The organism is Citrobacter sp. wls710, assembly GCF_005281115.1.
Classification (GTDB): Bacteria; Pseudomonadota; Gammaproteobacteria; order Enterobacterales; family Enterobacteriaceae; genus Citrobacter; species Citrobacter werkmanii.
In genome coordinates, this window is the sequence record NZ_SZXD01000035.1 from 37,598 (window position 1) to 58,571 (window position 20,974).

Annotated in this window: 19 protein-coding genes; 14 read left to right on the forward strand and 5 right to left on the reverse strand. The window is 51.6% G+C overall.

The genetic code is table 11. From position 1 onward, the window contains the following. Positions 1-780: 780 nt before the first annotated feature. On the forward strand, positions 781-1,368 hold the full coding sequence (locus tag FDX14_RS16820; protein WP_038641953.1) for a Yip1 family protein: 588 nt from the start codon (positions 781-783) through the stop codon (positions 1,366-1,368). A gap of 181 nt (positions 1,369-1,549) precedes the next feature. Further along, a complete protein-coding gene (gene pbpG, locus FDX14_RS16825; RefSeq protein ID WP_038641951.1) occupies positions 1,550-2,497 on the forward strand; it encodes a D-alanyl-D-alanine endopeptidase in 948 nt (315 codons plus the stop codon). A gap of 64 nt (positions 2,498-2,561) precedes the next feature. Here the strand turns inward: pbpG and dld are convergent, their stop codons facing one another. After that, positions 2,562-4,271, reverse strand: coding sequence for a D-lactate dehydrogenase (gene dld / locus FDX14_RS16830; protein ID WP_061382056.1), 1,710 nt, complete (start codon positions 4,269-4,271; stop codon positions 2,562-2,564). Positions 4,272-4,503: 232 nt separating this feature from the next. Here dld and bglX point away from each other — a divergent pair, with 232 nt between their 5' ends. The 5 genes from bglX (at position 4,504) to FDX14_RS16855 (ending at position 10,779) form a co-directional block, all read left to right on the forward strand. Continuing rightward, positions 4,504-6,801 (forward strand): beta-glucosidase BglX, encoded by a 2,298-nt coding sequence (gene bglX, locus FDX14_RS16835; RefSeq protein WP_137349901.1) that lies wholly within the window; start codon positions 4,504-4,506, stop codon positions 6,799-6,801. Positions 6,802-7,024: 223 nt separating this feature from the next. Then, the gene (osmF, locus tag FDX14_RS16840) at positions 7,025-7,942 is read left to right on the forward strand and encodes a glycine betaine ABC transporter substrate-binding protein OsmF (protein ID WP_069323457.1); all 918 of its coding nucleotides are present in this window, start codon (positions 7,025-7,027) and stop codon (positions 7,940-7,942) included. Positions 7,943-7,957: 15 nt separating this feature from the next. Further along, a complete protein-coding gene (locus FDX14_RS16845; protein ID WP_286364583.1) occupies positions 7,958-9,124 on the forward strand; it encodes an ABC transporter permease in 1,167 nt (388 codons plus the stop codon). Next, a complete protein-coding gene (locus FDX14_RS16850; RefSeq protein ID WP_137349903.1) occupies positions 9,117-10,064 on the forward strand; it encodes an ABC transporter ATP-binding protein in 948 nt (315 codons plus the stop codon). Before FDX14_RS16845 ends, FDX14_RS16850 begins: the two co-directional genes overlap by 8 nt. After that, complete coding sequence (locus FDX14_RS16855; protein WP_137349904.1) at positions 10,048-10,779, forward strand: ABC transporter permease; 732 nt, start codon at positions 10,048-10,050, stop codon at positions 10,777-10,779. Before FDX14_RS16850 ends, FDX14_RS16855 begins: the two co-directional genes overlap by 17 nt. Here FDX14_RS16855 and FDX14_RS16860 read toward each other — a convergent pair. Further along, positions 10,760-10,867, reverse strand: a complete 108-nt coding sequence (locus FDX14_RS16860) for a protein YohO (protein WP_003027354.1) — start codon at positions 10,865-10,867, stop codon at positions 10,760-10,762. The genes FDX14_RS16855 and FDX14_RS16860 overlap by 20 nt on opposite strands. 51 nt (positions 10,868-10,918) lie before the next feature. Then, positions 10,919-11,650: an HTH-type transcriptional regulator MlrA gene (gene mlrA / locus FDX14_RS16865; protein ID WP_042307362.1), complete on the reverse strand. Its 732-nt coding sequence runs from the start codon at positions 11,648-11,650 to the stop codon at positions 10,919-10,921. 225 nt (positions 11,651-11,875) lie between these two features. On the opposite strand from mlrA, the gene FDX14_RS16870 reads away from it, so the two are divergent. From FDX14_RS16870 to FDX14_RS16880, 3 genes are read left to right on the forward strand one after another with little or no spacing between them, the layout of a single operon-like run. Further along, positions 11,876-13,561 carry a sensor histidine kinase gene (locus FDX14_RS16870; protein ID WP_137349905.1) on the forward strand — a complete coding sequence of 562 codons (1,686 nt, stop codon included), beginning with the start codon at positions 11,876-11,878 and terminating at the stop codon, positions 13,559-13,561. Next, positions 13,558-14,277 carry a two-component system response regulator BtsR gene (gene btsR / locus FDX14_RS16875; protein WP_042307368.1) on the forward strand — a complete coding sequence of 240 codons (720 nt, stop codon included), beginning with the start codon at positions 13,558-13,560 and terminating at the stop codon, positions 14,275-14,277. The genes FDX14_RS16870 and btsR overlap by 4 nt, the downstream gene beginning before the upstream one ends. Before the next feature lie 46 nt (positions 14,278-14,323). Further along, entirely contained in the window at positions 14,324-14,794 is a 471-nt protein-coding gene (locus tag FDX14_RS16880; protein ID WP_042307978.1) for a YehS family protein, read from the forward strand. Between the two features lie 44 nt (positions 14,795-14,838). Here the strand turns inward: FDX14_RS16880 and FDX14_RS16885 are convergent, their stop codons facing one another. Next, positions 14,839-15,297, reverse strand: a complete 459-nt coding sequence (locus tag FDX14_RS16885; protein WP_137349906.1) for a YehR family lipoprotein — start codon at positions 15,295-15,297, stop codon at positions 14,839-14,841. A 205-nt stretch (positions 15,298-15,502) separates the two neighbouring features. Beyond that, positions 15,503-17,536: a methionine--tRNA ligase gene (metG, locus tag FDX14_RS16890; protein ID WP_079223487.1), complete on the reverse strand. Its 2,034-nt coding sequence runs from the start codon at positions 17,534-17,536 to the stop codon at positions 15,503-15,505. A gap of 164 nt (positions 17,537-17,700) precedes the next feature. Here metG and apbC point away from each other — a divergent pair, with 164 nt between their 5' ends. The 4 genes from apbC to FDX14_RS16910 all read left to right on the forward strand — a co-directional run bounded on the left by apbC (position 17,701) and on the right by FDX14_RS16910 (position 20,974). Further along, positions 17,701-18,810 carry an iron-sulfur cluster carrier protein ApbC gene (gene apbC, locus FDX14_RS16895; protein ID WP_042307372.1) on the forward strand — a complete coding sequence of 370 codons (1,110 nt, stop codon included), beginning with the start codon at positions 17,701-17,703 and terminating at the stop codon, positions 18,808-18,810. Positions 18,811-19,086: 276 nt separating this feature from the next. Continuing rightward, positions 19,087-19,371, forward strand: coding sequence for a DUF2574 family protein (locus FDX14_RS16900; RefSeq protein ID WP_137349907.1), 285 nt, complete (start codon positions 19,087-19,089; stop codon positions 19,369-19,371). A 271-nt stretch (positions 19,372-19,642) separates the two neighbouring features. Then, positions 19,643-20,227, forward strand: coding sequence for a fimbrial protein (locus tag FDX14_RS16905; protein ID WP_170973597.1), 585 nt, complete (start codon positions 19,643-19,645; stop codon positions 20,225-20,227). 63 nt (positions 20,228-20,290) lie between these two features. After that, entirely contained in the window at positions 20,291-20,974 is a 684-nt protein-coding gene (locus tag FDX14_RS16910; protein ID WP_137349909.1) for a fimbria/pilus periplasmic chaperone, read from the forward strand.

Sequence of the window (20,974 nt, forward strand, 5' to 3'; positions counted from 1 at the left end):
CGGGGCCGAGCCTGCGTCCATGCAGGCCGTCCCCTCTGCCCGCCTCCCTGCGGGCAGACCCGGTCAACCGTCAACGCCTCATCGATTTTCAGCCGGACCGGAGTCATCGCTTCAACGCTCTGACTTCCAGTTAAATCTGTTTTGCTGTTTAAACAAAAAACGCAAATGGTCAGGTGTAGACTGGTCCGGCTGAAAATTGCCGACGTGTTTCCGTAAGGCCGGGAGAACCCGCAGGGATGCGGGTTCAGGGCGCGCTTTACAGGGACGCTACCTCGCGCCCGGCCCGGAAGCCTGGAGGAATGAGCGGAGGGAACCACGAAGTGGCAATTTTCCCAGACTGGTCCGGCTGAAAATTGCCGACGTGTTTCCGTAAGGCCGGGAGAACCCGCAGGGATGCGGGTTCAGGGCGCGCTTTACAGGGACGCTACCTCGCGCCCGGCCCGGAAGCCTGGAGGAATGAGCGGAGGGAACCACGAAGTGGCAATTTTCCCGCCGGGAGCCGGGATTGTTAAGGGTACGGCGATAGTACCCTTAACACGTTCACAGACAGTATCGTTTCAGAGAAGTGATAAACATAGGGTGAACGTCACAATACGCCGGAGGTATCAGATTCATTACCTCCGGATGTTCCGCTCTCAGTTATCGTGACGGTTACTCTACTTCGTTAATTAACTGACATTGCGCCGTAGCGATCCGGTATTTTCTCTGTGTACATAAAATAATCAAAAGCTGAATTATACTTGAAGTGTTGAGGTCCGGAGCTGACAAGAAGGGGGCGGTATGAACCATGTCTGGGGGCTGTTTTCCCATCCCGATCGTGAAATGCACGTGATCAACAGCGAAAACGAAAGCGTTTCGCATCACTATACCCATCATGTACTGCTGATGGCGGCAATCCCGGTTGTTTGCGCGTTTATCGGTACCACACAAATCGGCTGGAATTTTGGCGACGGCAACATACTACAGTTATCCCTGTTGACCGGACTGGCGCTGGCCATTCTGTTTTACGGCGTGATGCTGGCGGGCGTGGCTGTCATGGGCCGGGTTATCTGGTGGATGGCGCGTAATTACCCGCAGCGTCCGTCGCTGGCGCACTGTATGGTCTTTGCCGGATATGTCGCGACTCCGCTGTTTTTAAGCGGTCTGGTCGCACTTTATCCGCTGGTCTGGCTGTGTGCTTTGGTTGGAACTATCGCGCTGTTTTACACCGGTTATTTACTCTATCTCGGTATTCCGACATTCCTGAATATCACTCGCGAGGAAGGGTTAAGTTTTTCCAGTTCCACGCTGGCTATTGGTGTGCTGGTACTGGAGGTTCTGCTGGCGATTACGGTAATCCTGTGGGGTTACGGCTATCGCTTATTCTGATCTGTAAAACTCCTCTGCGCTGCGTTGTTGACGTAAAAGTCAGCAACGCAGCATTTCGAGACGATTCTCCTGTAGCGGCAAACCTGCCGGATCGCTATGATGCCTGAGCTAGCCTGAGAAAATACTTAATCTCGGGCGGTGTGCGTTGTGACGTGCGTGAACCCTTATCAGAAATCTCATCATGCTGAAATTCCGAGTTTCATTATTAAGCCTTGCCCTGGTGCTGGCCGTTCCTTTTGCACCCCAAGCCGTGGCGAAAACGGCACCTACCGTAGCGGCTTCTCAACCTGAGATAGCGTCCGGTAGCGCGATGATTGTTGATCTGAATACCAACAAGGTTATCTATTCGAACCACCCGGATCTGGTGCGTCCGATTGCGTCGATTACCAAATTAATGACGGCGATGGTGGTGCTTGATGCGCGACTGCCGCTGGATGAAAAACTGAAAGTTGATATCAGTCAGACGCCTGAGATGAAAGGAATTTACTCTCGCGTACGGCTGAACAGTGTAATCAGCCGTAAAGACATGCTGTTACTGGCGCTGATGTCATCTGAAAACCGTGCGGCAGCCAGTCTGGCACATCATTACCCTGGCGGCTATAACGCGTTTATCAAGGCGATGAATGCGAAAGCGAAAGCGCTGGGCATGACCCATACCCGTTTTGTGGAGCCGACCGGGTTATCGATTCATAACGTCTCAACCGCGCGTGATTTAACGAAGTTACTGATTGCCAGCAAACAGTATCCGCTGATTGGTCAGCTAAGTACTACGCGTGAAGATATGGCGACGTTTGCCAATCCGGCGTATACATTGCCGTTCCGTAATACCAACCATCTGGTGTATCGCGATAACTGGAATATTCAGTTAACTAAAACCGGGTTTACCAATGCGGCGGGCCACTGTCTGGTGATGCGCACGGTGATTAATAACAAACCGGTGGCGCTGGTGGTGATGGATGCTTTTGGGAAATATACCCACTTTGCCGATGCCAGCCGTTTACGCACCTGGATTGAAACCGGCAAGGTGATGCCGGTTCCGGCGGCAGCGCTGAGCTACAAAAAGCAAAAAGCGGCGCAGATGGCGGCGGCAGGTTCAGCTACGGGTGAACAAACCGCGCAGAACGATTAAACCGTAGGCCGGGCAAGCGAAGCGCCCCCGGCAACGTGCCCGATGGCGCTTACGCTTATCGGGCCTACGACTCTTTCCAGAACTTCTGCTTACTCGTTTTCCCAATACCCGGGTTCATACTGTTGGTTGGGTCATTCTCGCGGTAAAAGCGGGTCAAGGTTTCTGGCGCCTGGTATAGGTGTCCGACGTTATGCTCCGCCGGATACTGTGCCCCACGCTCGCGCAGTAACTCCAGCATCTGCTCTTTTAGCGCATGAGCATCCACGCCTTTTTTAACGATGTAATCCTGATGGAATACATAGCACATAAAGTGCCCGTAATAGAGCTTATGCACCAGCTGACTGTCGATTTCTTGCGGCAGATGTTCATACCATTCGGTGTCGTTACGACGCAGCGCGATATCCAGCGCCAGAATATCTTCTACTTCATCCGCATGAACGGCCTGGTAACGAATAGCCGCGCCAGCCGCCGCAAAGCGGTGCAGGAACGCCTTACTGCCTTCTTCCGGCGTACAGGCAAAGAAGTCGCCCTCTGCCGTTTTGAAAAACTCATTTAGCCAGTTTTGCGCTTCAGCCACGCCGCCACCGGCCATTTTTAACAGCAGGTGATGCTCGTATTTGTCGCGCCAGCTTTTCATACGCGCCGGTAAGTGGCTGGGGAATAAATGGCCAAACTTCTGCATCGCCCGGTCGGTGAAGTGCGGACGGAAAAATTTCACTTTTTCCAGCATCGCATCGGTGCGGCCTTTCAGGGTGAAGAAAAACGGCATTTTGTCGGTGCCGAGTTTGTCTATCATCAGGAACGTATCTTTGCCGTACTGCTCAGCGATGTCGTAAATATCGCGATGCATATATTCACCGGCAACCGGCAGATGTTCAAACTTCGCCAGAATATGACGGCGGATCTCCGTCAGCACCTCAGGCTGGTTGGTGCCGATATAAAAGACCTGCTGATTTTTTTCGGCTTCGAAAGTGTCCAGACGCACGGCGAAAACTGCGAGCTTTCCGGCACAACCGGACGATTCAAACAAGCGGTCCGGGTCGGCGTTATAGCGTGCGGGCGTATCCGCCTCAATATCTCTGACGCGGGTCACGTAGTCGTGATCGTGCGCATGACGTCCGTCGTGGTGAACATCGTCATCTTTGATGCGCTCGTCATCGAGTTTGCTGAGGATCTGCTCTGGGGTTTGACCAAGCTCGATGCCCAGATGGTTAACCAGCTGCAATTTGCCCTGTTCATCAATACGCGCAAACAGTGACATCTCCGTGTAGGCCGGGCCTCGTTGCACCAGTGAGCCGCCGGAGTTGTTACAAATGCCGCCAATCACGGAAGCGCCGATACAGGAGGAACCGATCACTGAATGCGGTTCACGACCAAAAGGTTTGAGCGCTTTTTCCAGCGAATAAAGCGTTGTTCCAGGCCAGGCCAGCACCTGTTCGCCTTTGCCGATGACGTGCAGCTTATCAAGACGCAGGGTGCTGATAATAACAATCTCACGGTCATAATCATTGCCGCTTGGCGTAGAGCCTTCGGTCAGGCCGGTATTGGCGGCCTGCATCAGAATGATTTTGTCTGCGGCGACACAGGCGTTCAGGACGCGCCACAATTCTAAAAGCGAGCCCGGAAAAACGACGGCGAGTGCATCGCCCTGGCCGGAGCGAAATCCCTTGCGATAGCGGGCGGTTTTAGCGGGTTCAGTGAGCAGGTGCGAATGACCCACCAGGCGGGTCAATTCATTCAGGAAAGCTTTATTATCTGTTGTAATGGAAGACATTCTCCACTCCTTGTGGTGGGACTCAATATCAGGAACAAGCATAGCGCTTTGTATGACAATACGCTTTCTCATTCATATTGTCTCTGGCTTGTCTTTCATTGATTCACGCTGGTTTTGAAAATTAGGAGAATAACCTTAGCTTTCTTTAGCGCTCCCGTTTAGTCTTACGGCAAATTGCGGTTTTTGTTATATTTTCGCTGATGCGTCAGGAAAAAATAAAGAGAGAATCAACATGAAATGGCTATGTTCTGTAGGTGTTGCGGTGAGTCTGGCGGTGCAACCCGCGCTGGCGGACACTCTGTTTGGTAACCATCCGCTAACGCCAGAAGCGCGGGATGCATTTGTTACCGATTTACTCAAACAGATGACCGTGGATGAGAAAATTGGTCAATTACGCTTAATCAGCGTCGGGCCTGATAATCCGAAGGAAGCCATCCGCGAGATGATCAAAGACGGGCAGGTTGGGGCAATTTTTAACACCGTAACACGCCAGGATATCCGCAAAATGCAGGATCAGGTGATGGAACTCAGCCGCCTGAAAATTCCTCTCTTTTTTGCCTACGACGTATTGCACGGCCAGCGTACCGTGTTCCCGATAAGCCTCGGTCTGGCGTCCTCCTTTAATCTCGATGCGGTCAGAACCGTCGGTCGCGTTTCAGCGTATGAAGCTGCCGATGATGGCCTGAACATGACCTGGGCGCCGATGGTTGATGTCTCCCGCGATCCTCGCTGGGGCCGGGCATCGGAAGGGTTTGGCGAAGACACGTATTTGACCTCCACGATGGGTAAAACCATGGTGGAAGCGATGCAGGGGAAAAGCCCTGCCGATCGCTATTCGGTAATGACCAGCGTCAAGCACTTCGCCGCTTATGGCGCGGTAGAGGGCGGGAAAGAGTACAACACCGTCGATATGAGCCCGCAGCGTCTGTTTAATGACTACATGCCGCCGTACAAAGCCGGGCTGGATGCCGGTAGCGGCGCGGTGATGGTAGGACTTAATTCGCTTAACGGTACGCCGGCGACGTCGGATGCCTGGCTGTTGAAAGACGTGCTGCGCGATGAGTGGGGCTTTAAAGGCATCACCGTTTCCGATCACGGCGCGATTAAGGAACTGATTAAGCACGGCACCGCCTCCGATCCTGAGGATGCGGTACGCGTGGCTATCAAGTCCGGTATCAACATGAGTATGAGCGATGAGTATTACAGCAAATACCTGCCGGGGCTGATTAAATCAGGCAAAGTGACAATGGCGGAGCTTGACGACGCTGCTCGTCACGTGCTGAACGTGAAATATGATATGGGGCTGTTTAACGATCCGTACAGCCATCTGGGAGCCAAAGAATCTGATCCGGTGGATACCAACGCCGAAAGCCGCCTGCACCGTAAAGAAGCGCGTGAAGTGGCGCGTGAAAGCCTGGTGCTGCTGAAAAACCGCCTCGACACGCTGCCGCTGAAAAAATCCGCCACCGTGGCGGTTGTCGGGCCACTGGCCGACAGCAAGCGTGATGTGATGGGCAGTTGGTCCGCAGCCGGGGTTGCCGATCAGTCGGTCACGGTGCTGACAGGGATTAAAAATGCCATTGGCGAGCAGGGTAAAGTGGTATACGCCAAAGGGGCTAATATCACCAACGATAAAGGCATTGTCGACTTCCTGAACCTGTATGAAGAGGCGGTGAAAGTTGACCCGCGCTCGCCGCAGGCGATGATTGATGAAGCCGTTAATGCGGCGAAACAGTCTGATGTGGTGGTTGCGGTGGTCGGTGAGGCACAGGGAATGGCGCATGAAGCCTCCAGCCGTACGGACATTACTATTCCGCAGAGCCAACGTGACCTGATTGCCGCGCTGAAAGCAACGGGTAAACCGCTGGTGCTGGTGCTGATGAATGGACGTCCGCTGGCGCTGGTTAAGGAAGATCAACAAGCTGATGCGATCCTCGAAACCTGGTTTGCCGGGACGGAAGGCGGTAACGCCATCGCCGATGTGTTGTTTGGCGATTACAACCCATCAGGCAAGCTGCCGATGTCTTTCCCACGCTCTGTCGGACAGATCCCGGTCTATTACAGCCATCTCAATACCGGTCGTCCGTATAACGCCGATAAGCCGAATAAGTACACCTCGCGTTATTTTGACGAAGCAAACGGTCCGTTGTATCCCTTTGGCTATGGCCTGAGCTACACTACCTTTACCGTTTCGGATGTGAAACTCTCTGCACCGACGATGAAACGTGACGGGACAGTGACGGCCAGCGTCCAGGTGACCAACACCGGCAAGCGCGAAGGTGCGACGGTGATTCAGATGTATTTGCAGGATGTGACCGCTTCAATGAGCCGTCCGGTAAAACAGCTGAAAGGCTTTAAGAAAGTGAATCTTAAACCGGGTGAAACGCAGACCGTCAGCTTCCCGATTGATATCGAAGCGCTGAAATTCTGGAACCAGCGTATGAAATACGATGCTGAACCGGGTAAATTTAACGTCTTTATCGGCGTGGATTCCGCCAGAGTGAAGCAGGGTGAATTTGAACTGCTGTAGTTGATGAAGAAAGCCACGCATCATGCCTGATGGCGCAATGCTTATCTGGTCTATGAAATAACGCTATCCGGCAAATTCACCTTGGGTTTGCCGGATTTTTTTATCGCCTTACTGCTAATTACTCTCAGTGTTACTACCCAATTGCCAGGTTAAGGCCTGATTTTTCGACTATGCTTTTTCCTCAAGTCTCTGAAAAGGGCCGCAAAAGGATGAGGAGCACAGCATGATAATCTCAAAGTTTGGGGTAGGGTCGTTGGCATTGTTAGCCGCGATAAGTATGCCCTTGCAGGCCGCGTCGCCCGTTACGGTTGGGTCAAAAATTGATACCGAAGGGGCGCTGCTCGGCAACATTATTTTGCAGGTGCTCGAAAGCCATGGCGTGAAAACCGTCAATAAGGTGCAACTGGGGACTACGCCAGTGGTACGTGGCGCGATTACATCCGGCGAGCTGGATATCTACCCGGAATATACCGGCAATGGCGCCTTCTTCTTTAAAGATGAGAATGATCCGGCGTGGAAAAATGCGCAGGCTGGTTTCGACAAAGTGAAAAAGCTGGACGCAGAGAAAAATAAACTGGTCTGGCTAACGCCTGCGCCCGCCAACAATACCTGGACCATTGCGGTCCGCCAGGATGTCGCCGAAAAGAATAAACTGGTTTCGCTTGCAGATTTAGGGCGCTACCTGAAAGAGGGGGGCACCTTCAAACTGGCCGCCTCTGCGGAGTTTATCGAGCGTGCGGACGCGCTGCCCGCGTTTGAAAAAGCCTATGATTTTAAACTGAATCAGAATCAGCTTTTATCACTGGCCGGGGGGGATACCGCCGTGACGATTAAAGCCGCAGCGCAGCAAACCTCCGGCGTCAATGCCGCGATGGCCTACGGCACCGATGGTCCGGTCGCCGCGCTGGGGCTGCAAACGTTAAGCGATCCGCAAGGCGTTCAGCCGATTTATGCGCCTGCGCCAGTGGTACGTGAGTCGGTACTCAAGGCCTATCCGCAAATGGAAGAATGGCTGCAGCCTGTTTTTGCCAGTCTGGATGAAAAAACGCTCCAGCAGCTTAACGCCAGTATTGCCGTAGAGGGGCTGGATGCAAAAAAAGTTGCAGCAGATTATCTGAAGCAAAAAGGATGGGTTAAGTAACGGAATTTACGGCGGGTGGGTGTTTTGTCGAATATCTCGGTTAATCGGGTGCTGTTGCTGCTGGTTCTTCTGACCTTCGCAGCAACTGCGCTTCCTTTCATTAGTTATGCCCCCAATCGCCTGGTTTCCGGCGAAGGTCGTCAACTCTGGGATATCAGGCCCGACATGGCGTGGGGACTGGCGGTGGCATGTTTGCTACTGTTTCTTCTGTGCTTTGTGTCGGGCAAATCCGGCCATATATTGACGCTTGTTATTAGCCAGCTGTTGGTGATTGCGGCGCTGGTAACTGCAGGTACAACGGCAACGTATCTGGCGCAGACGGGCAGTACGCTGGCCAGAACCAGTCTTGGCTCCGGGTTCTGGCTGGGTCTCGGATTCATGTTGCTGGCTGCCAGTGACGCCATTCGGCGCATCACCCGTCAGATGTTGTGGCGATGGGTGCTGCATGCGCAACTTTTTGTTATGCCGATAGTGTTATTACTGTCCGGCACGTTTAACGATCTTTCCCTGCTTAAAGAGTATGCCAACCGCCACGATGTCTTTAACGACGCACTGGCGCAGCATCTGACTATTCTGTTCGGCACCGTCATACCCGCGCTATTCCTTGGTGTGCCGCTGGGCGTTTGGTGCTCTTTTTCTGACTCGCGTCAGGGACCGGTTTTCGCCGTACTGAACATTATCCAGACCATCCCCTCGGTGGCCTTGTTTGGCCTATTGATTGCGCCGCTTGCTGGGCTGGTTAAGTATTTTCCCTCGTTAAGCTCACTCGGCGTTGCGGGAACCGGCTTGACACCCGCGCTTATTGCGTTGGTACTGTACGCGCTCTTACCGTTGGTACGTGGCGTCGTGGCTGGACTGAATCAGGTTCCAGTGGATGTACTGGAAAGCGCCCGGGCGATGGGGATGAGCGCGCGTCAACGGTTTATATCGGTGCAGTTGCCGCTGGCGCTGCCGGTCTTCTTGCGCAGTTTGCGGGTGGTGATGATCCAGACGGTAGGGATGGCGGTGATTGCCGCGCTGATCGGCGCCGGGGGCTTTGGCGCGCTGGTCTTTCAGGGGTTGCTCAGTAGCGCTGTTGATTTAGTGCTGCTGGGTGTGATCCCGGTAGTTGTGCTGGCAGTGTTGATTGATGCGCTGTTTGATTTAGGGCTAGCGCTGCTGAAGGGAACGAATAATGATTGAATTTAGTCATGTCAGTAAAACCTACGGTCAGCAACAAGCCGTCGATGACCTTAATCTGCATTTGGCGGAGGGGAGCTTTTCGGTGCTGATTGGCACGTCGGGTTCCGGGAAATCCACCACACTGAAGATGATCAACCGACTGGTCGAGCATGACAGCGGGCAGATTCGTTTTGCGGGGGAGGAGATCCGTAGTCTGCCGGTACTGGAGTTAAGGCGGCGTATGGGGTACGCGATCCAGTCTATCGGTTTGTTCCCGCACTGGACCGTCGCGCAGAACATCGCCACCGTGCCGCAATTACAAAAGTGGTCGCGCTCGCGTATTGATGATCGAACAGATGAACTTATGGCGCTGTTGGGGCTGGAGGCGAGTTTGCGTCACCGTTACCCACATCAGCTTTCCGGTGGGCAGCAGCAGCGGGTCGGGGTTGCGCGCGCCCTGGCGGCAGATCCACAGGTGCTATTGATGGATGAGCCTTTTGGCGCGCTGCATCCTGTCACCCGCGGTGCGTTGCAGCAGGAGATGACCCGTATTCATCGTCTGCTGGGGCGTACCATCGTATTAGTGACGCATGATATCGACGAGGCGCTGAGGCTGGCGGAACATCTGGTCCTGATGGACGCGGGGAAGGTCGTGCAGCAAGGGACGCCGCTATCGATGCTGACTGCGCCAGCGAACGATTTCGTACAAACGTTCTTTGGCCGCAGCGAACTGGGCGTGCGGTTACTGTCGCTGCGTACGGTGGGTGATTTTATCCGTCGCGGCGAACATTCAGACGGTGAGCCGCTGGTGGCTGAAATGACGCTGCGTGATGCGCTGTCGATGTTTGTGGCGCGGGGGTGCGATGTCCTGCCGGTTGTGACGCCGCAGGGCGTGTCCTGCGGTACGCTTCACTTTCGCGATCTGCTTTCGGAGATGCCGCCCCGTGAAACGTCTTGCTGATCCACTGCTGTGGCTGGTTGTCCTGTTCCTGATCCTGTTGGTCGGGTTACCGCACAGTCAGGCCCTGTTTAGTTCGCTGTTTCCTGAGTTGCCGCGCCCCGTGTATCAGCAGGAAAGTTTTACGGCGCTGGCGCTGAGTCATTTTGCGCTGGTAGGAATATCGAGTCTTATCGCCGTACTCATCGGCACCGGTGCCGGGATTGCGGTAACCCGGCCCTGGGGGGCTGAGTTCAGGCCGATGGTGGAAACTATCGCCGCCGTGGGGCAGACTTTTCCCCCGGTCGCGGTGCTGGCGATTGCCGTGCCGGTGATGGGATTTGGTCTTGAGCCGGCGGTTATCGCGCTGATCCTGTATGGCGTGTTACCGATCCTACAGGCAACCCTGGCGGGGCTGGGAGGCATCTCTGCCAGCGTGATGGATATCGCCAGCGGGATGGGGATGAGTCGCTGGCAGCGCCTGCGTAAAGTGGAGTTGCCGCTGGCGGCACCGGTTATTCTGGCGGGGATCCGCACGTCGGTGATCATTAATATCGGCACCACAACGATAGCCTCAACCGTCGGGGCGAATACGCTGGGTACGCCGATAATTATCGGACTTACCGGATTCAATACCGCGTATGTGATTCAGGGGGCGTTGCTGGTCGCGTTGGCGGCAGTGATTGTCGATCGCGGATTTGAGCGATTAGCGAGCTACCTTACCCGGCACGTAAAATGAATGTGTAGCCTGCCAGCATGACGCCGCCGATACCGCCGATAGCCATCAGCAGGAAGAGGGTTATTACACCGATTTTAGCTGCGCTCATTGTGCACTCCCTATGTGAATCTAAGGATTGTACACTTTTGTTAATAGAATATTAAATACCGAGTGGATAAATATCGTGACCTAACGCGCGCCATTCACTCAACTGCTGTTGCTGAGCGGGCGTTTGGTTCTCGCCGCACCAGACAAGTAAGGTTCGCCCTTCGAACATTTCCGGTCGTAGTTGGTTCAGTGAATGGGCCAGAACGTCAACGCGCCATCCCTGCTGACTGGCAACCCAACCCTCCAGCCATAAGCGGGTGGTATCGTGAATATTCCAGCCGACAACCAGCGCATCTTTACCCTGTTTCTTGCGTGCTGAGGCCAGACAAATCGCGATGTAGTTGATGAGAACGCCGTCGAGGATCCCGAGTAACGCCTGGAGGATCGGCTGCTGACACTGTAGACGGCGGCGTAACGGTGTGAACAAATGGGTGTTGAGCGTTTGCGCAGGATAATCCTGGCCACGCTCTTTGATCCACATTCTCAAACTATGCAAATTATTGCTTTGCAAATAGCTTAATAGCGTCTCTTGCTGTTCACGCCAGCCGTTATGCACATCAATGTTCTCATTGCTGAGCAACATTTTCACCTTACTGACCTGAACGCCGTTGTTTATCCAGCGTTTTATCTCACGGATCCTGTCGATATCCGCGTCGTTAAACAGACGATGACCGCCGTCTGTCCGCTGCGGTTTGAGTAATCCGTAACGCCTCTGCCACGCGCGTAAAGTGACAGGGTTGATATCACAAAGCAAAGCCACTTCACCGATTGTGTAAAGCGCCATCGTCGTCTCACTCTTGCTCGCGAGGTCCCAGTTTTACTTTAGACGCTCTTTTACGAACCAGGTAGTTTTGTCTGTTTTTTGATCAATGAATGGTTGGGTTTGTCGTCATACTCGCGCTTTCGAGTGATCGTTCTCACAAATTCCTGTTTTTTTGCAACACTTCAAAGAAAGTTACGCGCAGCCCATGTATGTTACGCGCTTTTAAGTGATGTGTGGTTGGCGCGTATGTACGAGTTTAATCTGGTGTTGCTGCTGCTTCAGCAGATGTGCGTGTTTCTCGTTATCGCGTGGCTGATGAGCAAAACGCGTTTGTTTATCCCGCTGATGCAGGTCACTATCCGTCTCCCGCACAAACTGCTTTGCTATGTCACCTTTTCCATTTTCTGCATTTTGGGCACCTATTTCGGGCTGCACATTGATGATTCTATTGCCAACACCCGTGCTATCGGCGCGGTGATGGGCGGGCTGCTTGGCGGCCCGGTGGTTGGCGGTTTAGTCGGTCTGACCGGTGGCTTGCACCGTTATTCAATGGGCGGTATGACGGCGCTAAGCTGCATGATTTCGACCATTGTGGAAGGTTTACTCGGCGGGCTGGTGCACAGCGTGCTCACCCGTCGTGGTCGTACCGATAAAGTCTTTAGCCCACTGACGGCGGGTGCCATCACCTTTGTGGCTGAACTGGTACAGATGCTGATTATCTTATTAATTGCTCGTCCGTTTGATGATGCGTTTCGGTTGGTCAGCAATATTGCCGCGCCGATGATGGTCACCAATACCGTGGGCGCAGCCCTGTTTATGCGTATTTTGCTCGATAAACGAGCGATGTTTGAAAAATACACCTCCGCTTTTTCCGCTACTGCGCTCAAAGTTGCCGCCTCTACGGAAGGTATTTTGCGTCAGGGATTCAACGAGGTTAACAGCATGAAGGTGGCTCAGGTGCTGTACGAAGAGCTGGATATCGGCGCGGTGGCGATTACCGATCGTGAGAAGCTGCTGGCATTTACCGGCATTGGTGACGATCACCACCTGCCTGGTAAACCGATTTCGTCGTCGTACACTCTACGGGCAATAGAAACCGGAGAGGTGGTGTATGCCGACGGGAATGAAGTCCCATACCGTTGTTCTTTGCATCCGCAATGCAAATTAGGCTCGACGCTGGTGATTCCGCTGCGGGGTGAAAACCAGCGGGTGATGGGGACCATCAAACTGTATGAGGCTAAAAACCGCCTCTTTAGCTCGATCAACCGCACGTTGGGGGAGGGGATCGCTCAGCTACTTTCGGCGCAAATACTGGCTGGACAGTACGAGCGGCAAAAAGCAATGCTTACGCAGTCAGAAATAAAACTCCTGCATGCCCAGGTGAATCCTCATTTTCTGTTCAATGCGCTCAATACCATCAAAGCCGTGATCCGCCGCGATAGCGAGCAGGCTAGTCAACTGGTGCAGTACCTGTCGACCTTCTTTCGCAAAAACTTAAAGCGTCCGTCGGAGATTGTCACACTGGCCGATGAAATTGAGCACGTGAACGCCTATTTGCAAATTGAAAAGGCGCGATTCCAGTCGCGGCTGCAGGTGACCTTAACGGTGCCTGATGAACTTTCGTATCAGCAATTACCGGCTTTTACCCTGCAGCCCATCGTGGAGAATGCCATTAAGCACGGTACCTCTCAGTTGCTGGATACCGGAGAGGTGTCGATTACCGCCCGCCGCGAAGGGCAGTATCTGATGCTTGATATTGAAGATAATGCCGGACTGTATCAGCCAACGTCTGAGGCCAGCGGGTTGGGTATGAATCTGGTTGATAAACGACTGCGCGAGCGGTTTGGCGATGATTTTGGCATCAGCGTAGCGTGTGAACCTGACCACTTTACCCGAATCACATTACGACTTCCTCTGGAGGAACAGGCATGATCAAAGTCCTGATTGTCGATGACGAACCGTTAGCGCGGGAGAATCTGCGGATCCTGTTGCAGGAGCAAAGCGACATCGAGATTGTCGGGGAATGTTCGAACGCAGTGGAAGCCATTGGCGCGGTACATAAACTGCGCCCGGATGTCCTGTTTCTCGATATTCAGATGCCGCGTATCAGCGGCCTGGAAATGGTCGGTATGCTTGATCCCGAGCATCGCCCGTACATTGTTTTCCTGACCGCCTTTGATGAGTATGCGGTTAAAGCCTTTGAAGAACACGCGTTTGATTATCTGCTCAAGCCGATTGAAGAGGCGCGGCTGGAAAAAACGCTGAGCCGTTTGCGTCAGGAACGCACGAAGCAGGATGTATCGCTACTGCCCGAGCATCAGCAGGCGCTGAAGTTTATTCCGTGCAGCGGTCATAGCCGTATTTATTTGCTGCAAATGGATGATGTAGCGTTTATCAGTAGTCGTATGAGCGGCGTGTATGTCACCAGTAGCGATGGTAAAGAGGGGTTTACAGAGTTGACGCTCAGAACGCTGGAAAGTCGTACGCCACTACTGCGCTGCCACCGCCAATATCTGGTGAATTTAGCGCAGTTGCAGGAAATCCGGCTGGAAGATAATGGCCAGGCCGAGCTGATTTTGCGTAACGGGCTGACCGTTCCGGTGAGCCGTCGTTATCTTAAAAGTCTAAAAGAGGCGATTGGACTGTAAAACTGATACACTGCGCGCCATTGCATCACCGACTGTTGAAGGCTCTATGCTAAGTAACGATATTCTTCGTAGCCTGCGCTACACCCTGAAAGCGAACAATAACGACATGGTGCGTATTCTTGCGCTTGCTGACATGGAATCCACCTCTGCGGGTTTTGATACCTGGATGACAAAAGAAGATGAAGATGGGTTTGTGCGCTGCCCGGATATCATTCTTTCCGGTTTTTTAAACGGTCTGATTTATCATCTGCGCGGGAAAGATGATTCAGCGCCGGAACTGGCGCTTGAGCGTCGTGTTAATAACAATACGGTGCTGAAAAAGCTGCGTATCGCCTTTTCGCTGAAAACCGATGATATTCTGGCCATTATGACCGAGCAGAAATTTCGCGTGTCGATGCCGGAAATTACCGCCATGATGCGCGCGCCGGATCATAAAAACTATCGCGAATGTGGCGATCAGTTCCTGCGTTATTTCCTGCGCGGTTTGACCTCTCGCGTACACAACGCGAAAGCATAACGAGAAAAACGGGCGACCACGATTAAAATCGGGTCGCCGGTCGTTTATTTCACTTCTTTAAAACCCGCCGCTTCCATTACCGTTTGCATTTGCTTCATGCTGATGTTTTTATCGGCATTCTCAGATAGCTTCATCCCGGAGATGGCCTGCAACGATTTTATATCGACCTTTTCCATATCGATAGTGACATTTTCTTGCGCGTAGGTGTCTGAATAGGTGAGCTTTTCTTCTATGCCAGGGATGTTTTGATATTTAGCGCTTAAGGCGTCGAAGATTTTTGCTGCTTCTTCTTTATTGCTGGCACCGACAGACGCATAGCTGATTTTACTTTCAGAAATTTGTTTCAGAACCTTATCGCCCTTATAGGTGTAAGAGACGGTAATATCCGAGCCGTTAAGGTTGGCATTGAAAGTTTTCGTCTCTTCTTTATCACCGCAACCCGCGAGGGAAAAAACCAGAATAGATGCCGCGGCGAGTGAAAGTAATTTTTGTAACGCTTTCATGTAAAACTCCATTTCATGAATATTAGATGCAAAATAATAGAGCCTGTGAATTTAATGGACCCGTACGACCTTAATAGCAAAGCAGTATAGAATAAATCTAATCGTGATAACTGAGCAGTCCGAAAATGGAGTGAAGTGACGAGTTTAAGATTAGGGGAAAAGCTAACGCAAAAAAAAGCGCTGCCATTGCAGCGCTTGATATATCTTACTTCACCTGTTGGCCAGGTTTTGCACCTTCGTCCGGGCTTAACAGGAAGATATCTTTCCCGCCAGGACCTGCCGCCATTACCATACCTTCGGAAATACCGAAGCGCATTTTACGTGGTGCCAGGTTGGCAACCATAATGGTCTGGCGTCCAATCAGGACCTGCGGATCCGGATAAGCAGAACGAATACCGGAGAAGACGTTACGCTTCTCGCCACCGAGATCCAGCGTCAGACGCAGCAGTTTGTCAGAACCGTCTACGAACTCAGCGTTTTCAATCAACGCGACGCGCAGGTCAACTTTGGCGAAATCGTCAAAGGTGATGGTTTCCTGAATCGGATCGTCCGCCAGCGGGCCGGTAACCGGTGCGGCCGCGGCTTTCACCTCTTCTTTAGACGCTTCAACCAGCGCTTCAACTTGCTTCATGTCGATGCGATTGTAGAGCGCCTTAAAGGTGTTGACCTTGTGACCGAGCAGCGGCTGCTCGATAGCATCCCAGTTCAGTTCGCTGTTCAGGAAGGCTTCAACGCGTTCAGCCAGCGTCGGCAGTACCGGTTTCAGGTAAGTCATCAGAACGCGGAACAGGTTGATGCCCATTGAGCAAATTGCCTGCAGGTCCGCATCGCGGCCTTCCTGTTTAGCCACAACCCACGGGGCCTGTTCGTCAACGTAGCGGTTTGCCACGTCGGCCAGCGCCATGATTTCACGGATAGCTTTACCGAATTCACGGCTTTCCCACGCTTCGCCAATGACTGCAGCGGCATCGGTGAAGGTTTTATACAGTGCCGGGTCGGCCAGTTCAGCCGCCAGCACGCCGTCGAAACGCTTGGCGATAAAGCCAGCGTTACGGGAGGCCAGGTTGACCACTTTGTTGACGATGTCGGCGTTAACGCGCTGGACAAAGTCTTCCAGGTTCAGGTCGATGTCATCAATACGTGAAGAGAGCTTCGCCGTGTAGTAGTAACGCAGGCTGTCGGCGTCGAAGTGCTTCAGCCAGGTGCTGGCCTTAATAAAGGTGCCGCGAGATTTGGACATCTTCGCGCCGTTCACCGTCACATAACCGTGTACGAACAGGTTGGTCGGCTTACGGAAGTTGCTGCCTTCCAGCATGGCAGGCCAGAACAGGCTGTGGAAGTAGACGATGTCCTTGCCGATGAAATGATACAGCTCGGCGTCGGAGTCTTTTTTCCAGTACTCATCAAAACTGGTCGTGTCGCCGCGCTTGTCGCACAGATTTTTGAACGATCCCATATAGCCAATTGGCGCATCCAGCCAGACGTAGAAGTACTTGCCAGGCGCATTCGGGATTTCAAAACCGAAGTACGGTGAGTCGCGGGAAATATCCCACTGCTGCAGGCCAGATTCAAACCATTCCTGCATTTTGTTGGCGACCTGCTCCTGCAACGCGCCGCTGCGCGTCCACGCCTGCAGCATTTCGCTGAACGATGGCAGGTCAAAGAAGAAGTGTTCTGAGTCACGCATCACCGGTGTTGCGCCGGAAACGACGGATTTCGGCTCGATAAGTTCGGTCGGGCTGTAGGTTGCGCCGCAGACTTCACAGTTATCGCCGTACTGATCCGGAGACTTACATTTCGGACAGGTGCCTTTAACGAAACGGTCAGGCAGGAACATGCCTTTTTCCGGATCGTACAGTTGGGAGATAGTGCGGTTTTTAATAAAACCGTTCTCCTTCAGGCGCGTGTAAATCAGCTCAGACAGCTCACGGTTCTCTTCGCTATGCGTAGAGTGGTAGTTGTCGTAGCTGATGTCAAAACCTGCAAAATCAGTCTGATGCTCCTGACTCATTTCACCGATCATCTGCTCTGGCGTGATCCCAAGTTGCTGTGCTTTCAGCATGATTGGCGTACCGTGGGCGTCGTCCGCGCAGATGAAGTTTACCTGGTGGCCGCGCATTCGCTGGTAACGGACCCAGACATCAGCCTGGATGTGCTCCAGCATATGGCCGAGGTGGATAGAGCCGTTGGCGTACGGCAGCGCGCACGTTACCAGAATTTTCTTCGCGACTTGAGTCATAGTGGGCAATTACTTCTTTTGTAGTGAAAAGGGCTTTGATAGTACCAAAATGGTAATTACTGCGCCAAGCGATAAGGGCATTTATACGTAAATGAATAATTGTTGCGGTTGGAGTAAACTACCTGGTGACTATTGTATTTTCAGAACAACAAAAAGGAGTCGGGATGAACCCACAATCCCAGGCCAAATCACCAGAAACCCTGCGCGCGATGGTCGCCGGGACGCTGGCGAATTTTCAGCATTCAACCCTGAAGCATAATCTGACGACGCTTAAAGCGTTGCACCACGTCGCCTGGATGGATGACACGTTGCACGTCGAGCTGGTCATGCCCTTCGTCTGGCATAGTGCGTTTGAAGCATTAAAAGAGCAATGCAGTGCCGATCTGCTGCGTATTACCGGCGCGAAGGCGATTGACTGGAAGTTGTCGCATAACATCGCGACGCTGAAGCGCGTGAAAAACCAGCCGGGTATTAATGGTGTGAAGAACATCATTGCCGTTAGCTCGGGCAAAGGTGGCGTAGGAAAATCCTCGACCGCGGTGAACCTGGCGCTGGCGCTGGCTGCGGAAGGGGCGAAGGTGGGCATTCTTGACGCCGATATTTATGGCCCGTCCATCCCGACGATGCTCGGTGCGGAAAACCAGCGTCCAACTTCGCCGGACGGCACTCATATGGCGCCGATTATGTCTCACGGTCTGGCGACCAACTCCATTGGCTATCTGGTCACTGACGATAACGCCATGGTGTGGCGCGGCCCGATGGCCAGTAAAGCGCTGTTGCAGATGCTGCAGGAAACCTTATGGCCGGATCTTGATTATCTGGTACTGGATATGCCGCCAGGTACCGGTGACATCCAGCTGACGCTGGCGCAGAACATTCCGGTAACAGGGGCGGTTGTAGTGACCACGCCGCAGGATATTGCGCTGATCGATGCGAAAAAAGGCATTGTGATGTTCGAAAAAGTCGAAGTGCCGGTGTTGGGTATTGTTGAGAATATGAGTATGCATATTTGCAGCAATTGCGGTCATCATGAGCCAATCTTTGGCACCGGTGGCGCGCAGAAACTGGCCGAGCAGTACCACACCCAACTGCTGGGACAAATGCCGCTGCATATTTCTCTGCGTGAAGACCTCGATCGCGGTACACCGACGGTTATCAGCCGCCCAGACAGCGAATTTACTGCCATTTACCGTGACCTTGCAGGGCGCGTAGCAGCGCAGCTGTACTGGCAGGGTGAAGTTATTCCTGGCGAGATTGCCTTCCGCGCGGTGTAATTTTTGCTGACGTAAGAAGTGTTATACCTATTCACCGTATTAATGATATATTGGTGCGGTGAATATATTGGCCGAACAAACTGCACAATATTATTCATCACATCACTATAATTCACGCCTTTTTCCGAATATTTCCTCTTAACGCATCATTCAAATTGATCAAACCAATTTCATCAATCTATAATTTCAATTGGTTTTAGCAGGGAAGTTATCTCATAATTCAACGGACAAGCAGCTTGTGCGCTGTTTCTACCCCATGACAGGAATAATGAACGCATGAAAACTAGTTTATTCTTGGGAATTATCACTCTGGCTTATGGAATGAGTTTGCAGGCAGTTGCTTCTGATTCACTTGACGGAAAGTTAACTATTGTTGCGCATGTCGTCGAGCCTACGTGCCGTGTCGACATGACTGGCGAAAAACCCCGAACTGATTGTCAGGAGACCGGGGCGCGGTTGATGGCCAGAAGTGAAAAGCCAAACTACCAGGGCATCAGTACCCAACGTGTTATGTTGCCGGGTGATACTCAACGACAAATCGTGCTCAATACCTACGATTAATCACGACAAAATTTATTCTGTTGAACAGCAGCTTACGCAATGTGATGCTGCTGTTTTTTTTGTTCTTTTTTGTAAATGAATTTACTTTCCGTTATTTATTATATTTGTGAATTTCTTAAATAACTATTATCTAATAATTAAATAATGCTTATTGAAATTTGCTTTAAATCAAATAAAACATCATTTCATATTGCATCAGGATTAGGCCTGTGACATTTTGATTTCCAGGATGTTAAAAGGATGTGTTTTCTATACCTATAAGGAATGTCGTATGAAAAGATCAATTATTTGCTCAGCGGTTCTCCCTTTTTTATTTGCAGGCATGGCACACGCGGCTGATCAGAATGTTATCACTGAAGAAGGACAGTTGATTATTAAAGCAACTGTGGAAGGTTCTTCGTGTCATTTTAATGCAGGTGGTGGAGAGTCCGCGATCATTGATATGGGCACGATCTCAACATCTGATGTTTACAAAATTAATGTTGGTGCAGTCAATCCTACTAAATGGGATGCGGGCGCCGATTCAATTGAAATTATTTGCCCGAAAAGCGTGAAGTTACAAAACATTACTTTTTCGCCAACTAGTTTCTCATCACTTCCAGGATTATTGCAAGATGATGATGGCGATACTACTGGCGTAGGTTTCTCTGTTAATTTTTATAACACCGCCTCGAATTTTGTTAATATTAACAATAACGATCAGATTGTGGATGTTAGCCAGTTGGATGGCGAAGATATTGGCGCTGAGGGCGTTAAATACACCTTAAAATTTGATGCACAATGGGCCCGTCTGGCTCAGGATATTAAAGCGGGCGAAGTAAAATCCACTATTAAATTTACTGTCGTAACTGATTAATTCTCAATGGCTATATTGCCGGGAGTTGCCGGCAATATAGCGCTATCACTAAGGTAGTATATTATGAAACGGATTTTACTTGCAGGCCTGATAGCGCTGACGCTCCCGGCACACGCCGATATCGTGATTTATGGCACTCGTGTTATTTATCCGGCTGATCAAAAAGAAATTGTCGTTCAGTTAATGAACCAGAGCAGTAGACCATCTCTGGTACAAAGCTGGATTGATGATGGAGACACGTCATTACCACCAGAAAAGATTAATGTACCATTTTTGCTTTCACCACCGGTTGTTCGTGTTAAAGGCAATTCAGGTCAGCAAATAAAAATTAAGAAAATGGCCAATACGCTGCCAGATGACAAAGAAAGTATGTTTTATTTTAATGTACTGGATATCCCACCCAACACCAACAATCAAGATGGAAAAAACACACTTAAATTTGCCATGCAAAATAGGTTGAAAATGTTGTATCGGCCAAAAGGTGTTGAGGCGGTCACACAAAATAGTATTAAAAAATTAACCTTTTCTCGCAATAGTAGTGGCTTAAGTTTGCAAAACGCTACGGCTAACTGGATTACAGTGCCAAAAATTGAGGCAAATAAAGTACAACTAAATGGTAAGACGATTTTATTGCCACCGTTATCCAGCCAGATACTTCAACTGAGAAACAACGGCAGCAATCGATATATTGTCACCATTATTGATGATCGTGGGAATTATGTTAGCGATACGGTCAGTGTTAAATAA

What these genes read in the sequence shown, in the direction of transcription:
- FDX14_RS16880 (WP_042307978.1), top strand. Translation starts at nt 14,324, where the DNA reads ATGCTAAGTAACGATATTCTTCGTAGCCTGCGCTACACCCTGAAAGCG.
- FDX14_RS16820 (WP_038641953.1), top strand. Translation starts at nt 781, where the DNA reads ATGAACCATGTCTGGGGGCTGTTTTCCCATCCCGATCGTGAAATGCAC.
- pbpG (WP_038641951.1), top strand. Translation starts at nt 1,550, where the DNA reads ATGCTGAAATTCCGAGTTTCATTATTAAGCCTTGCCCTGGTGCTGGCC.
- FDX14_RS16900 (WP_137349907.1), top strand. Translation starts at nt 19,087, where the DNA reads ATGAAAACTAGTTTATTCTTGGGAATTATCACTCTGGCTTATGGAATG.
- apbC (WP_042307372.1), top strand. Translation starts at nt 17,701, where the DNA reads ATGAACCCACAATCCCAGGCCAAATCACCAGAAACCCTGCGCGCGATG.
- btsR (WP_042307368.1), top strand. Translation starts at nt 13,558, where the DNA reads ATGATCAAAGTCCTGATTGTCGATGACGAACCGTTAGCGCGGGAGAAT.
- metG (WP_079223487.1), bottom strand. Translation starts at nt 17,536, where the DNA reads ATGACTCAAGTCGCGAAGAAAATTCTGGTAACGTGCGCGCTGCCGTAC.
- FDX14_RS16910 (WP_137349909.1), top strand. Translation starts at nt 20,291, where the DNA reads ATGAAACGGATTTTACTTGCAGGCCTGATAGCGCTGACGCTCCCGGCA.
- bglX (WP_137349901.1), top strand. Translation starts at nt 4,504, where the DNA reads ATGAAATGGCTATGTTCTGTAGGTGTTGCGGTGAGTCTGGCGGTGCAA.
- FDX14_RS16860 (WP_003027354.1), bottom strand. Translation starts at nt 10,867, where the DNA reads ATGAGCGCAGCTAAAATCGGTGTAATAACCCTCTTCCTGCTGATGGCT.
- FDX14_RS16905 (WP_170973597.1), top strand. Translation starts at nt 19,643, where the DNA reads ATGAAAAGATCAATTATTTGCTCAGCGGTTCTCCCTTTTTTATTTGCA.
- mlrA (WP_042307362.1), bottom strand. Translation starts at nt 11,650, where the DNA reads ATGGCGCTTTACACAATCGGTGAAGTGGCTTTGCTTTGTGATATCAAC.
- FDX14_RS16850 (WP_137349903.1), top strand. Translation starts at nt 9,117, where the DNA reads ATGATTGAATTTAGTCATGTCAGTAAAACCTACGGTCAGCAACAAGCC.
- FDX14_RS16885 (WP_137349906.1), bottom strand. Translation starts at nt 15,297, where the DNA reads ATGAAAGCGTTACAAAAATTACTTTCACTCGCCGCGGCATCTATTCTG.
- dld (WP_061382056.1), bottom strand. Translation starts at nt 4,271, where the DNA reads ATGTCTTCCATTACAACAGATAATAAAGCTTTCCTGAATGAATTGACC.
- osmF (WP_069323457.1), top strand. Translation starts at nt 7,025, where the DNA reads ATGATAATCTCAAAGTTTGGGGTAGGGTCGTTGGCATTGTTAGCCGCG.
- FDX14_RS16870 (WP_137349905.1), top strand. Translation starts at nt 11,876, where the DNA reads ATGTACGAGTTTAATCTGGTGTTGCTGCTGCTTCAGCAGATGTGCGTG.